The sequence below is a fragment of the Aeromonas sp. 603079 genome, assembly GCF_049172135.1.
In the GTDB taxonomy this organism is placed as follows: Bacteria; Pseudomonadota; Gammaproteobacteria; order Enterobacterales; family Aeromonadaceae; genus Aeromonas; species Aeromonas veronii.
Genome location: NZ_JAAKPX010000002.1, coordinates 57542 through 70020, shown reverse-complemented (window position 1 = coordinate 70020; position 12479 = coordinate 57542). Strand labels below are relative to the sequence as shown.

At 60.3% G+C, this 12479-nt stretch carries 13 protein-coding genes; 4 read left to right on the top strand and 9 right to left on the bottom strand.

Annotated elements, in window-relative coordinates:
• Positions 1-157: 157 nt before the first annotated feature.
• The 3 genes from G5287_RS01505 to yiaY all read right to left on the bottom strand — a co-directional run bounded on the left by G5287_RS01505 (position 158) and on the right by yiaY (position 2586).
• A complete protein-coding gene (locus tag G5287_RS01505; protein WP_421230673.1) occupies positions 158-787 on the bottom strand; it encodes an NAD(P)H-binding protein in 630 nt (209 codons plus the stop codon).
• 171 nt (positions 788-958) lie between these two features.
• Complete coding sequence (gene bamE / locus G5287_RS01500; RefSeq protein WP_216954232.1) at positions 959-1297, bottom strand: outer membrane protein assembly factor BamE; 339 nt, start codon at positions 1295-1297, stop codon at positions 959-961.
• Between the two features lie 137 nt (positions 1298-1434).
• The gene (yiaY, locus tag G5287_RS01495) at positions 1435-2586 is read right to left on the bottom strand and encodes an L-threonine dehydrogenase (protein WP_216954231.1); all 1152 of its coding nucleotides are present in this window, start codon (positions 2584-2586) and stop codon (positions 1435-1437) included.
• A gap of 381 nt (positions 2587-2967) precedes the next feature.
• Here yiaY and udp point away from each other — a divergent pair, with 381 nt between their 5' ends.
• The gene (gene udp, locus G5287_RS01490; protein WP_005337975.1) at positions 2968-3723 is read left to right on the top strand and encodes a uridine phosphorylase; all 756 of its coding nucleotides are present in this window, start codon (positions 2968-2970) and stop codon (positions 3721-3723) included.
• A 140-nt stretch (positions 3724-3863) separates the two neighbouring features.
• On the opposite strand, the gene G5287_RS01485 is transcribed toward udp, so the two are convergent.
• Positions 3864-4592 (bottom strand): RluA family pseudouridine synthase, encoded by a 729-nt coding sequence (locus G5287_RS01485; RefSeq protein ID WP_421230672.1) that lies wholly within the window; start codon positions 4590-4592, stop codon positions 3864-3866.
• 222 nt (positions 4593-4814) lie between these two features.
• Here G5287_RS01485 and rihA point away from each other — a divergent pair, with 222 nt between their 5' ends.
• Positions 4815-5750: a pyrimidine-specific ribonucleoside hydrolase RihA gene (rihA, locus tag G5287_RS01480; RefSeq protein ID WP_421230671.1), complete on the top strand. Its 936-nt coding sequence runs from the start codon at positions 4815-4817 to the stop codon at positions 5748-5750.
• A gap of 33 nt (positions 5751-5783) precedes the next feature.
• Complete coding sequence (locus G5287_RS01475; RefSeq protein WP_179903520.1) at positions 5784-6251, top strand: hypothetical protein; 468 nt, start codon at positions 5784-5786, stop codon at positions 6249-6251.
• A 185-nt stretch (positions 6252-6436) separates the two neighbouring features.
• Here G5287_RS01475 and G5287_RS01470 read toward each other — a convergent pair whose 3' ends face one another.
• The 3 genes from G5287_RS01470 to G5287_RS01460 form a co-directional block, all read right to left on the bottom strand.
• On the bottom strand, positions 6437-6733 hold the full coding sequence (locus G5287_RS01470; protein WP_005344341.1) for a winged helix-turn-helix domain-containing protein: 297 nt from the start codon (positions 6731-6733) through the stop codon (positions 6437-6439).
• Positions 6730-7260, bottom strand: a complete 531-nt coding sequence (locus tag G5287_RS01465) for a DUF1523 family protein (protein ID WP_005350438.1) — start codon at positions 7258-7260, stop codon at positions 6730-6732. The genes G5287_RS01470 and G5287_RS01465 overlap by 4 nt, the downstream gene beginning before the upstream one ends.
• A gap of 175 nt (positions 7261-7435) precedes the next feature.
• The gene (locus tag G5287_RS01460) at positions 7436-9058 is read right to left on the bottom strand and encodes a methyl-accepting chemotaxis protein (RefSeq protein ID WP_421230670.1); all 1623 of its coding nucleotides are present in this window, start codon (positions 9056-9058) and stop codon (positions 7436-7438) included.
• Positions 9059-9290: 232 nt separating this feature from the next.
• Here G5287_RS01460 and G5287_RS01455 point away from each other — a divergent pair, with 232 nt between their 5' ends.
• Positions 9291-9923, top strand: coding sequence for a LysE family translocator (locus G5287_RS01455; protein WP_043818574.1), 633 nt, complete (start codon positions 9291-9293; stop codon positions 9921-9923).
• 73 nt (positions 9924-9996) lie between these two features.
• Here the strand turns inward: G5287_RS01455 and G5287_RS01450 are convergent, their stop codons facing one another.
• Positions 9997-11205 carry a cation:proton antiporter gene (locus tag G5287_RS01450; protein WP_421230669.1) on the bottom strand — a complete coding sequence of 403 codons (1209 nt, stop codon included), beginning with the start codon at positions 11203-11205 and terminating at the stop codon, positions 9997-9999.
• Between the two features lie 153 nt (positions 11206-11358).
• On the bottom strand, positions 11359-12462 hold the full coding sequence (locus tag G5287_RS01445) for a beta-N-acetylglucosaminidase domain-containing protein (protein ID WP_421230668.1): 1104 nt from the start codon (positions 12460-12462) through the stop codon (positions 11359-11361).
• Between the last annotated feature and the right edge of the window lie 17 nt (positions 12463-12479).

Sequence of the window (12479 nt, the reverse complement as noted above, 5' to 3'; positions counted from 1 at the left end):
GCGGTTGCCCTGACAGTCGAGCGCGGTCAATGGTGGCAAGAGGTGGTTGGGGTGTATCACGCCAACAGATAAACAAAGGGCAAGCCGGCTGGCTTGCCCTTTGTTTTTGCGGCTCTGTTTTTGCAGCACTGTGCGTAATCAGTGGGGAAGGGCGGGTTCAGAGGGCCAGCAGTTGCTCGTTCTCGACAATCTCGCACCCGGCGGGCAGTTTCGAGAGGGCGATCATGGCGCGAGCCACCTGACGAGCCTCGATGGCGCGCCAGCGGGCGAGCTTGCCCACCAGCAGCGGCCGAAACAGCGGGTAGATGGTCTGAAAAATCTGCTCGGAGAGGCGCGGTGGCTGGCGATCCCCCAGCAGCATGGCGGGCCGCACGATGGTGAGCCGTGGCCAGGATTGGGCCAGCAGGGCCTGCTCCATCTCTCCCTTGGTACGCGGATAGAGAGCCGGGGACGATGCGCTGGCCCCCATGCTCGAGACCACGATGAGCCGTTGACAACCGTGGCGGCGGGCCAGCTCGGCAAAGGCGACCACATAGTCGAGATCGACCCGGCGAAACGCCTCGGCAGAGCCCGCCTCCTTGCGGGTGGTACCAAGGGCACAGAAGGCGATATCGACCGGGCGGGAGAGGGTGACGCTGGCCAGATCATCAAAATTGACCGGCAGCCAGTGGTGCGCCTCCTTGCCCGGCTTGCGACAGAGCAGGGTAAGTTCATGTTCGGCAGGCAGTTGCTGCACCAGTTCGCGACCGATCAGGCCGCTGGCTCCGGCAATCAGGATCCGGCTCATGGGGATTCTCCCTGTGTCATTCGATGGTGTTGATGCCATGGTGGCTGCTCATCAGCATCAGGCAATTTGCGGGCAGCTGCAATGGGGAGAAATGACTCAGTGTTGTCGGGCAGGATGAATTACGCGGGGCAGGATAAAACAAAACCGGCGCGAGGCCGGTTTTGCGGGATATCAGAGCGGGGTATTGAAAGCTGCTGGCAGCGGGAAGTCACCCGTCACTGTGGTAAGCCTGTCATTGGCAAAGGTGACGGTGAGCTCTTTGCGCTCCTTGTCGCCGTGGCCCGGCTGGAATTCATAGAGGTAGTACCAGGTGTTGGGGTCAAAGCTGTCACGCAGCATGGGGGTCCCCAGCACATAGCTGACCTGCTCGCGGGTCATCCCCTGGCGCAGTTTGTCGACCTGTTTTTGTTCCACATAGTTGCCCTGGGGAATATCGATACGATAGACCAGGCTGCAACCGGAGAGGGTGAGGGCGGTCAAAGCCGCGGCAATCAGGTGTTTCATCCGCATATCGAGTTCAGATCATCCATACAGTCTTTTTTGGCTCGGCAAATCATACCGACTCCCTCCACGGAAGTAAAAAGCCATTGATCCATCAGCCAATAAAAAGGGCCGCACTGCGACCCTTTCTGGCAATCCGGTGGCCTTTACATCGCCGCGCGGAAGATGGCGACGATCTCGTCGTGGCTCGCCTGTTTCGGGTTGGTGAAGCCGCAGGCATCTTTCAGGGCGTTGCTGGCCAGGGTATCGAAGTCATCGGCCTTGACGCCGAGTTGCTCCAGACCGGCCGGGATCTTCACATCCAGCGCCAGCTGCTTGATGGCGGCAATGGCAGCGGCGGCGCCCTGTTCGTCGCTCATGGCGCTCACGTCTACCCCCATGTAGCGGGCCACATCCTTCAGACGAGCCGCGCTCACCTGGGCGTTGAACGCCTGAACATGGGGTAGCAGCACGGCGTTGCAGACACCATGGGGCAGGTCATAGAAACCGCCCAGCTGGTGGGCCATGGCGTGCACATAGCCGAGGCTTGCGTTGTTGAAGGCCATGCCGGCCAGGAACTGGGCGTAGGCCATCTGCTCGCGGGCATGCAGGTCATCGCCGTGGTGAACGGCGGTGCGCAGGTGCTTGGCGATCAGCTCGATGGCCATCACGGCGCTGGCATCGGTCACCGGGGTGGCGATGGTGGAGACATAGGCTTCGATGGCGTGGGTCAGGGCATCCATGCCGGTGGCGGCGGTGAGACCAGCCGGCTTGGCCAACATTAGCTCGGGATCGTTGACTGACATCAGCGGGGTAACGTGCTTGTCGATGATGGCCATTTTCACGTGGCGCGCTTCGTCGGTGATGATGCAGAAGCGGGTCATCTCGGAGGCGGTACCGGCAGTGGTGTTGATGGCGACAAGCGGCAGTTGCGGCTTGGCGGAGCGATCCACCCCTTCGTAATCCTTGATGTTGCCACCGTTGGCGGCGACCAGCGCGATGCCCTTGGCACAGTCGTGAGGCGAGCCGCCACCCAGCGAGATGACGCAATCACAGCCGTTGGCCTTGATCATGGCCAGACCCGCTTCGACGTTGCTGGTGGTGGGGTTGGGTTTGGTCTCATCGAAAACAGCGCTTTCAATGCCATGTTCAGCCAGCAGGGTGGTGAGCTTGGCAACCACACCGATCTGGTTGAGGATTTTGTCGGTGACGATCAGCGCCTTGCGATAGCCGTAACCCTTGATATCGGCGGCAGCCTCTTGCAGACAGCCGGCACCCATCAGGTTGATTGCGGGAATATAGAATTTGAATGTAGCCATGATGGACTTCCTATAGTTAGCCATTAAGTGGTAGTTGAGAGCTAGGCTACCATCTAGAAAGGGATACAAAAGCATCTTGTTTACAACTTTACGGGGTCGATCACGAGTCGTTAATTAAGCGCTGAACCAGGCTTGACTTTCCCGCATCTGACTCGATTTGCAGAAAAACGTTTGTCAATTATTTCATTGAGTTAGCAAACGTTTTGCGCAATGTTTGTCACTGTCAATGCGTGGAAGTGTGAGGCGCTTCAAGGAATTGGAAAGCGCTTTCGACCATAGTTGGCGCCTCCCCGAAGAGGGGGTAAAGGCTTGAAAGTATCATAAAGAATCATCTTAACTTGTGCCCTGACCATGCTGGCAGGGGGCAACCAGGAGTCCAATATGTCTGATGTATTTCACTTGGGTTTGAAGAAAGCGGATCTGCAAGGCGCCACCCTGGCGATCGTCCCCGGTGACCCCGAGCGCGTGAAGCGTATCGCAGAGCTGTTGGATAACCCGGTGCACCTGGCCAGCCATCGTGAATTTACTACCTGGCGCGGCGAGATGGACGGCAAGGCCGTGATCATCTGCTCTACCGGTATCGGTGGCCCGTCCACCTCCATTGCAGTGGAAGAGCTGGCCCAGCTGGGCATCCGCACCTTCCTGCGTATCGGCACCACCGGCGCCATCCAGCCGCACCTGAACGTGGGTGACGTGATCGTGACCACCGGCTCCGTGCGCCTCGACGGTGCCAGCCTGCACTTCGCACCGATGGAGTTCCCGGCTGTTGCCGACTTCGACTGCACCACAGCGCTGGTCAACACCGCCAAAGAGATGGGCTCCAAGCTGCACATCGGTGTGACTGCCTCCTCTGACACCTTCTACCCGGGTCAGGAGCGTTACGACACCGTATCCGGCCGCGTAGTGAGCCGTTTCCAGGGTTCCATGAAAGAGTGGCAAGCCATGGGCGTGTTGAACTATGAGATGGAGTCCGCAACCCTGCTGACCATGTGCTCCAGCCAGGGCCTGCGTGCCGGTATGGTGGCTGGCGTTATCGTCAACCGTACCCAGCAAGAGATCCCGAACGCCGAGACCATGGCGAAAACCGAATCTGATGCCATCAAGATCGTACTGGGCGCTGCCCGCAAGCTGATCTGATAGCACCACAAAGAGTGGGGGGTGGGGGCCGTTGCGAAAGCGCGGCCCCTATCTTTATCCGCCGTTTGCCGCTTTTCCTCTCCCGTCACCCCTTTCACTGATCCCGTCGCACTCGCGCTTATTGTTCCTACTTGTTGCACTTAAAAAGGCGCAGCACAGCGTACTTGCATCGGCTCGCCGCTCACCGGATGAGTAAAATCCAGCTCGCTGGCGTGCAGCATCAGCCGCGGCGCCTGTTCGCAGCCGGGGGGAAGCAGGCCACCATAGAGATCGCAGCCGAGGATGGGGTAGCCCAGCAGCTGGCTGTGGATCCGTAGCTGATGGGTGCGGCCGGTCTCTGGCACCAACCTCACCCGGGTCAGGGGAACGGTTTGCCCCTGCATCTGCTGTGTCAGCCGCTCAGTCACCCGATAGCGGGAGCGGGCGGGTTTGCCGCTGGCGGCGCAAATCTTCATCAGCGGAAAGAGGGCCGGATCCTTGGCGATGGGGGCGTCGATAACTCCTTCGTCGTCAATCAGATGACCGCAGAGCAGGGCGCTGTAGGCCTTGCTCACCGCCCGTTGACTGAACTGCTGGCAGAGCAGGGCATTGATGGCCTTGTTTCTGGCGACCACCATGATGCCTGAGGTGCCAAAATCGAGGCGATGCACCAGGGTGCAGCCGGGGTAATCCTGCACCAAGCGATAGTGCACCGAGTCGAGGTTCTGCGGTTTTTTGCCTGACAGACTCAGCAGGCCGCTCGGCTTGTTGATGAACAGCAGGTGTTCATCCTCGAACAGGATCTCGATGGCGGCATTGCAGGGCGGGGCAATAAAGGTGTCGACGATAACGGACATAGGTGGCACAGGCTGGAAATGGGGTGCGATCATACCCGAACCGGCGCGGCCGGGCGAATGGGCGGTGCGCTGCCTCGGAAAATGAACGGCATGACGCCATACAAACTTTTGATAGTGAGCTGTGTTGAGCTAGGTGGCGTGCCGTGCAAACCGCCCAGGTCAGCAACAAGGCCCCGTTTTGTGACCCCCTCCCGAGTTAATCCGAGGCTTGCTTGTTAAGGTATGGCTCCCTGTTATGTTGTAAGGACTCATCCCATGGCACTGCCCGTTATTCTCGATTGTGATCCCGGCCACGACGATGCCATCGCCCTGATTCTGGCGCTGGCCAGCCCTGAACTGAAGGTGCTGGCGGTTACCACCAGCGCGGGCAACCAGACGCCGGACAAGACCCTCAACAATGCCCTGCGCATTCTCACCCTGCTGGGACGGGACGATATTCCGGTGGCGGCCGGGGCGCCGAAACCACTGGCCCGCGAGCTGATTATCGCCGACAACGTCCATGGCGAATCTGGGCTCGATGGCCCCAAACTGCCTGATCCTGCCTTTGCGCCGCAGGCCATGACTGGGCTTGAATTGATGGCTAAGTGCCTGCGCGAGAGCCCGGAGCCCGTGACTCTGGTGCCGACTGGGCCGATGACCAATATCGCCCTGCTGCTGGCGGCTCATCCCGAGCTCAAACCCAAGATTGCCCGCATCGTATTGATGGGGGGCGCCGCTGGGGCTGGCAACTGGACGCCGGCGGCGGAATTCAATATTTATGTGGACCCGGAAGCGGCCGATATGGTCTTTAAGTCGGGTATCCCCATCACCATGTGCGGCCTCGATGTGACCCATGAGGCGCAGGTGATGGACGAGGATATCGAACGGGTACGCGCCATCACCAATCCGGTGGCCCAGTGTGTGGCCGGTCTGCTCGACTTTTTCATGATCTACCATCGGGATCCCAAGTGGGGATTTGCTGGTGCGCCGCTCCACGACCCCTGTACCATTGCCTGGTTGCTGGCTCCCGAGCTGTTCCACGGGGCCGAGTGCCGGGTCGATATCGAGACCAGCGGGGAGCATACCGTGGGGATGACGGTGGTGGATCGTTATGGCCTGACCGGCAAGCCAGCCAATGCGCTGGTATTGTTGGGGCTGGATCGTCCGGGCTTTATCGATCTGCTGGTGACGCGGCTGCGGGCGTTTGACTGAGCGCCGGTTCATTTTTGCAAGAAGGGGCGGGGAATGTGGAAGAGAGGCTTGGTGCTGCTGGCCGGGTTGCAACTGACAGGCTGTGCGACGCCGTTCGAGCGGATGTGGCAGGGGCTGGCGACCTGTGAATTTACCGATCTCTATGTGGATGAGACGGGCAGGGCCGCCAATCTACAACTGGCCAACTACACCCCCTACAAGGTGAGTGACGGCTTTGCCTGGTACAAGGTGCACGAGGAGCTGCACGGCTTGCCGGTGGTCGGCTTTATCGTGCCAGCCTCAAGCTTCGAAGTGCATGCCCTCTTTGTCGATACCCCCATCGCCAACGCCCGCCGCTTGACCCACAACGCCTACGGCAGCGAGTTTGGCGACGAGCAGAAGCATGACGAGGGCTCAGCCCCTCTGCTTTTGCGCGATCCCAACAACCCCAAGCGCTCCATCATCGATTGCACCCGCGGCGAGTCTGATGGGGAACTTGAGGATTCGGCCATGCCTGAGTAGGACTACCTGTCATGCTATCGGCCTGAAATAGAGGGGCCAGCCTTGCCGGCTGGCCCCTCTTTTTTATTGTTGCTTAGCGCCCTGATCAGGGATAGCTCAGCGTCTCCTTGATAAGAGGCAGCTGGGCCTTGATCCATGCCGGATTGCAATAGGTTCCCCAGTCGCAGGCCTGACTCGACATCATTTCAGGGATAGCTCAAAGTCTCTTTGATAAGCGGCAGTTGAGCCTTGATCCACGCTGGGTTGATGGGGCCCCAGTCGCTGATGCGGTAGTGTCCCTGCAGGTGGCGAGCCCCCTCGGTCTGCTCGAAGGCGCAGCTGATGTCGAGCTCGGCCAGCGCGCTCAGGGTATCCTGCGCTGTGCGGCGCGGCATGCCGGTCGCCTCCATAATGGCAGGCACCGTATCTGTGCCCTGGCTGATCAGCCAGGCCACGTAGAGCCGCCGGTAGAAGCTGGTGCGGGTCTTGCTCGGCTCACTCATAGCTCGTCCTCAAGGCGATCGAAGTAGCGCCAGGTCGCGATGGCGGCTTTGCCCATCACCAGCGCCCAGAGGCCGAACCAGAACCAGCGGAAGAAGCTCCAGGTGGAGGCGTCAGGCTCGGTACTCTCAATCTTGGTGACGTTGGGGAACATGGAGAACATGTTCACGCGCCATCCGTAGGAGGTAATGATGGCCAGGCGTTTCTCGAACTCCATGGACTTGGCCTTGGCCTGGACGTCGGCGGCGTTGAACTTGAAGTAGAAGGGCCAGCCCCACTCGGTATCTTCATTGCGAAACACCCGGATCTTCTCGCCGGGGCGCTCGGTGTAGATGTAATAGACGTCGGTGGTGGGGCCGTCTGCCGGGTTCTTTTGGCTGATGGGGCCATCCTTGTCGGTGCGCTTCACCTCGACCCCGGTGATGGTGGCGATGGTGTGCTCCGGCAGGTAGTAGTCGAGCCAGGCGGCGGAAATGAGGGCGATGAGCCCCAGTGCGATAAAAGCGGGTTTCTTGAATCTCAGGCTCATGGTGTGCTCACGTGAGGGGGAGTAACGTGCCTCTACCATACCGATATTTGACAGGGCAGCCCAGCCCCTTATGGCGCCACAAGCCAAAAAATGGCGTTTAAAACAGAGACAAAGCCATTGCTCCATCAACAAGAAAGGCCCTTGCGGGCCTTTTTGTCTGGTTCACTTTGTGCGCTTACAGCTGGAATTGGGCCAGCTGCTTGCGTTGCTGCTCGGCGAGCTGGGAGAGTTCGTTGCTGGCACTGGCGCTCTGGCTGATGCCGGCGGAGCTCTGGCTCACGATCTCGTGAATATTGGTGATGTTGCGGTTGATGTCGGCAGTGACGCAGGACTGCTCCTCGGCGGCGGTTGCGACCTGGGCGTTGGCGTCGTTGATCTGGCGCACGGCACCGGTAATGCCGCTTAGCAGATCCTGCACCTGAGCGGACAAGCGCTGGTTATGGCTGAGGATCTCCAGAGTCTCCTGTACGCCGTTGTTGGCGGATTGGGACTGGCTCTGCAGCCGCTCGATGATGGCCTGGATCTCCTTGGTGGAGTCCTGGGTACGGGCAGCCAGCATTCTCACCTCGTCGGCCACCACCGCAAAACCACGACCCGTTTCACCGGCACGGGCCGCTTCGATGGCGGCATTGAGCGCCAGCAGGTTGGTCTGCTCGGAGATCCCCTGAATCACTTCAATTACCTTGCCGATCTGCTCGGACTGGGATTTGAGCTGAGCCACGATGGCGGCGGCATCTTCCAGACTGCCTGCCATCCGGCTGTTGGCGGCGATGCTTTCGGTAAAGAGGGCGAGCCCCTGTTCGACCCGGCCATTGGCATCCCGCGCCAGCTCGTCGGCGATGGCGGCGTTGTGGTTGACGTTGTCTGCTGTGCTGGAGAGTTCGGTCACGGCGGAGGCGACCTGTTCGATCTCGCTGTGCTGCTGCTTTGCATTGGCCTCGGACTGGGTCATCACGGCGGCCAGCTCGGTGGCGGCGGAGGCGACGCTGTTGCTGATCCCGGTCAGGTTCTCGATGGTGCTACCAAGTTGCCCCAGAGTGAGGTTGATATCTTTGGCCAGACGGGTCAGCTCGTTGTTGCCATCCGCTTTGGCGCGCACGTTGAAGCGCCCTTGCGCCACGGCGTGCATCACCTCTTGCAACTGACCGATGGGGCTGACGATGCGCCCGGAGAGGACCCAGCCACAGATCAGCGCCGTTAGCAGGGTACCGGCGGTGAGCAGCAGGGTACGCAGCAGGGTGGCGTCGTAGTGGGCCTGCTCTTCTGCCAGCTCTTGCTGGATCAGCTGGTTGATGTGGGCGGACATGCTGTCTATCTGCTTGATCAGCTGTTCACCCAGCTCGCGGAAATGGAGGCGAGCCGCCTCGTAGGCGACCGGATCGCCGCCACCCTGATGTTTTTGCGCCAGCAGCGGCAGCATGTTGCTGCGGGTATGGCTGAGGTAGGCCTGCAGGGCGGCAGCGACCTGACGGTTATCCTGCTCGGCACCGGGGAGCACCAGACGGCCGAGGATGGCGTTGATCTCCTGCTCGGCGCTGTTGAGGTTTGCGGGCAGAGCGGCAAACAGCTTGGCATCGTAGAGGCCATAGATGGCGCTGGTACGCAGTCGGTAGGTGGCGTGGATCAGTTTGGCAATATCGTCCTTGTGCTGGACCACGCTCTGGGTCGTCTCATCTATGTCATTGATGGCTTCATCCAAACCCTGTTTGCTGATGGCGATCATCACCATCATCAGCAGGCTGGCCAGCAGCAAAGGTATCAAGACCTGGACACGTATTGATAGATTATTCAATGACATAAATGGCTCTAATCCGGAATTGGAGGAGCCGACATCTTACACATGCACGTCAGGAGCTGTCACAGGCTTTTATTGCTGAAATGTGCTGAAGAAAAGGTTTTTTCTTGTGAGAAAGGAGCCGTTTAGGCATGATTGAGCGCTTTATCCCCTTAATATGTGGTACAACTGGCTGGGTTGTGTCAATCCTGTCCCGTTTTCGTGATTTCCCGCTCTCGTCATATGGAGGTGTGTTGTGTCCAGCTGGATCGATCCGGCCATTCTGGCTCTGTTTATCCCGACCTTTTTCTTCGTCTCGGTGACCCCGGGCATGTGCATGACCCTGTCGATGACGCTGGGGATGAGCCTGGGGGTGCGCCGTACCCTGCACATGATGTGGGGGGAGCTGATCGGGGTCGGGCTGGTCTCGGTGCTGTCGGTGATCGGGGTGGCTGCCATCATGCTCAACTACCCGGGGATCTTCGCCGCCTTCAAATATGTGGGGGGCGCCTATCTGGTGTGGCTTGGCATCCAGATGTGGCAGGCCAAGGGGAAGATGGCCATTCCGGCGGATCTCTCGGCCGGTCAACAGACCAGTGCCATGGGGCTGGCGCTGCAGGGCTTTGTCACCGCCATCGCCAACCCCAAGGGGTGGGCTTTCATGATCTCCTTGCTGCCCCCCTTTATCTCTGCCGACAAGCCGATGGTGCCGCAGATCAGCGCGCTGGTGGCGCTGATCCTGGTCATCGAGTTCTCCTGCCTGCTGCTCTACGCCAGCGGTGGCCGCACTCTGCGCCACTTCCTCGCCAAGAGCGGCAATGTCACCCTGATGAACCGCATTGCCGGTACTCTGATGCTGGGGGTGGGGGTCTGGCTAGCGCTCGGTTAAGAGCTGTCAATGACTCTCGCCACAAAAGAAAAATGCCACCGGTCGGTGGCATTTTTAATGGGCGCAGGGTAGCTCAGCGAGGCTTGAAACGCTCGACCCAGGGGTTGGCAGTGAGGCCGTGCAGGATGACGCTCAATATGATGGTGCAGAGCACGGTGGCGATGATGGGGCGCTGGCCAATCAGGGCCGGCTCGTTTTGCAGCACCATCACCGCAAAGACGATGCTGGCAAGGCCCCGCGGCCCGAACCAGCCGATAAAGAGCTTGAGCTCGGGCTTGAGGCCGGTACCGATGAGGCTCAGCCAGACCGGCACCATCCGCAGCAGGGTGAGGCTGGCGGCGGCATAGAGCCAGTATTGCCAGTGCAGCAGCTCCGGCAGAATGGGCATCAGGGTGGCACCAAACACCATCCAGATCACCACGGAGAGCAGGTCGCCGTAGCCTTCGCAGCTGTCCATATAGGCGTGCTTGTGTTCGCCAAGGCGGCGTCCCATCAGCAAACCACCGACGAAGGCTGCAATAAAACCGCTGCCACCGAGAGTCTGGGCCAGCGCAAAGCAGAGCAGGGCCAGCCCCGGCATGGTGAGCTGGCGCCAGAGCGGCAGTTGCCAGCCGTTGAGATAGGAGACTTTCAGCAGCCGGACGGTGAGGGCGGTCAGCACGAAGGCGACCAGAAGACCGATACCGATCTCCTCCAGCATCAGGGTGATGGCCAGTGCTGCGGTGCCGGTGTGCTCCTCGGTGGGGGCGATAAGGGCCAGCAGCAGAAGCAGCACAGGTACGCAGATGCCGTCGTTGAGGCCGCTCTCCTGATTGAGCCCTTCACGCACCGGTGCCGGCACTGCGGGGTTGCTTACCACCGCCTTGCCGAGCGCTGCATCGGTGGGGGCAAGAATGGTGGAGAGAATGGCCATCTCCAGCAGTGGCAGGTCGGGGAAGATCCAGTGGCCAAACAGGGTGCCACAAAGCAGGGTGAGGGGCAGGCCAATCAGCAAAAGCCGGATGGGGAGTTGGCGGTTGGCCAGCAATACCTGCCAGTTGGTGTTGGCGGCATCGTTGAACAGCACGATCACCAGAGTCAGCTCTGCCAGCAGCTTGATGCCGGCGCTGTCGATAGAGAGGGAGAGCAGCTCCAGCCCTCCCGGCCCCAGCAGCCAACCGGTCAGCAGAAAGAGCAGGGGGCCGTTGACCAGTTTTGACTCGAAGCGCCCCGCGATCAGGCTGTAGATCAGCAAGAAGGCAGCGATCACCGCCAGATTCTGGTAAAGCAGATGTGTATCCATACAAGCTCCCTTGAAACCATCTTGTCAGGGCTGTTTAACTGCCATCCTGGCCCCGGGTTATGCCCGATATTCTCAGTGATTAACTCTTTGTTGCCGTAACTGTGCGCACACCTTGTCCAGAGTGGCTGTGCCCATCACGCCTGCCGAGGCAGATCAATCGGTCAGGCAGTCGGGGTCGAACACATACTCCCCATCCAGCCAGCGCACGATTTCGTCTACGCAGGATTGGTCGCGAAACGGCAGGTAGCGCGCCTTGAGGGCGGCAATCTGCTCTGGGGTGAGCTGGGCCAGCCCCAGATCCTGAAACAGCTGCAGGTCGGCCTCGATCATCGCCGAGATCTGCGGGCCGCAGGTGGCGTTGAGGGAGGCGTGCAGCGCCTTGTCGGGATCATACTGCTTGCCGAGCTTGTAGCTCATCGGCAGGGTGGCGAGGGGCAGGGCGGAGAGCGCTGCCTGCTTCATCGGGTTGACCGCGTGGCCAGAGACCAGCTCCGCCAGCTCGGCAGGGCGATTCTCGAAGGCGCGCAGGTGCAGGTAGCTGCTCGCCTTGCTGCCATCGTTGACCGGGTAGTTGTCCCACAGGAAGGGCTTGCGGCCGAGCAGTTCGGTCACCTGTTTGAGGTGGCTGGCCGGATATTCGCTGGAGCAGACCTTGGGGCCGGTCCAGAAGATCTCGAAACGGCGATCGAGCTGCTCGCCAAGCTCCTCAAGATAGCGGGGAGGCATGGCGCCAAACACCTTCTCCAGCACCGGATCGGTCGAGTAGTAGCTGGGGCAGAAGATAAGGCGGCTTGCCTTGCTGTGGGCCGCGATATCGTGGGCGATGGTGAGCTGGTGACGGGCCAGGTCCGGGGTATCCCCCTTCATATCGTCAAACAGCACCGCCAGAATATCGGGCTGGAGCATCTCGTCGATGAGGCGCACTTTTTCAAGCAGTGCCGGGCGCTGCCGCTTATAGTCGTGATGCGCCCCCATGGGGCTCAAGCCCACTCCGAAGGCGAGTCCGTTGGCGCGGCACTGGCGCGCCAGTTCGGCGAGATCGGCCAACTGCTGCTCGGGCCAGGGGAGAGCCCAGTGCTTGCGCAGATAGCCATCCTCTTTTGGTGCATAGATATAGAAACCGTAGCCGTGGCGTGGCAGCCACTGGGCGTAGCGGGCGCGGGCCTGCCAGCTCCATCCCTTGCCAAAAAAGCCTTCAATGACCCCCAGATTGGCAGCGGGGGGCAGGGGGCCGGACAGCAAACTTTGATATGGCATAACACTCTCCCTTCTTG

Excerpts from the sequence above, each read along its gene's own strand:
- G5287_RS01505 (WP_421230673.1), bottom strand. The coding sequence starts at position 787 with ATGAGCCGGATCCTGATTGCCGGAGCCAGCGGCCTGATCGGTCGCGAA.
- G5287_RS01475 (WP_179903520.1), top strand. The coding sequence starts at position 5,784 with ATGTGGAAGAGAGGCTTGGTGCTGCTGGCCGGGTTGCAACTGACAGGC.
- bamE (WP_216954232.1), bottom strand. The coding sequence starts at position 1,297 with ATGCGGATGAAACACCTGATTGCCGCGGCTTTGACCGCCCTCACCCTC.
- udp (WP_005337975.1), top strand. The coding sequence starts at position 2,968 with ATGTCTGATGTATTTCACTTGGGTTTGAAGAAAGCGGATCTGCAAGGC.
- G5287_RS01485 (WP_421230672.1), bottom strand. The coding sequence starts at position 4,592 with ATGATCGCACCCCATTTCCAGCCTGTGCCACCTATGTCCGTTATCGTC.
- rihA (WP_421230671.1), top strand. The coding sequence starts at position 4,815 with ATGGCACTGCCCGTTATTCTCGATTGTGATCCCGGCCACGACGATGCC.
- G5287_RS01465 (WP_005350438.1), bottom strand. The coding sequence starts at position 7,260 with ATGAGCCTGAGATTCAAGAAACCCGCTTTTATCGCACTGGGGCTCATC.
- G5287_RS01460 (WP_421230670.1), bottom strand. The coding sequence starts at position 9,058 with ATGTCATTGAATAATCTATCAATACGTGTCCAGGTCTTGATACCTTTG.
- yiaY (WP_216954231.1), bottom strand. The coding sequence starts at position 2,586 with ATGGCTACATTCAAATTCTATATTCCCGCAATCAACCTGATGGGTGCC.
- G5287_RS01445 (WP_421230668.1), bottom strand. The coding sequence starts at position 12,462 with ATGCCATATCAAAGTTTGCTGTCCGGCCCCCTGCCCCCCGCTGCCAAT.
- G5287_RS01450 (WP_421230669.1), bottom strand. The coding sequence starts at position 11,205 with ATGGATACACATCTGCTTTACCAGAATCTGGCGGTGATCGCTGCCTTC.
- G5287_RS01470 (WP_005344341.1), bottom strand. The coding sequence starts at position 6,733 with ATGAGTGAGCCGAGCAAGACCCGCACCAGCTTCTACCGGCGGCTCTAC.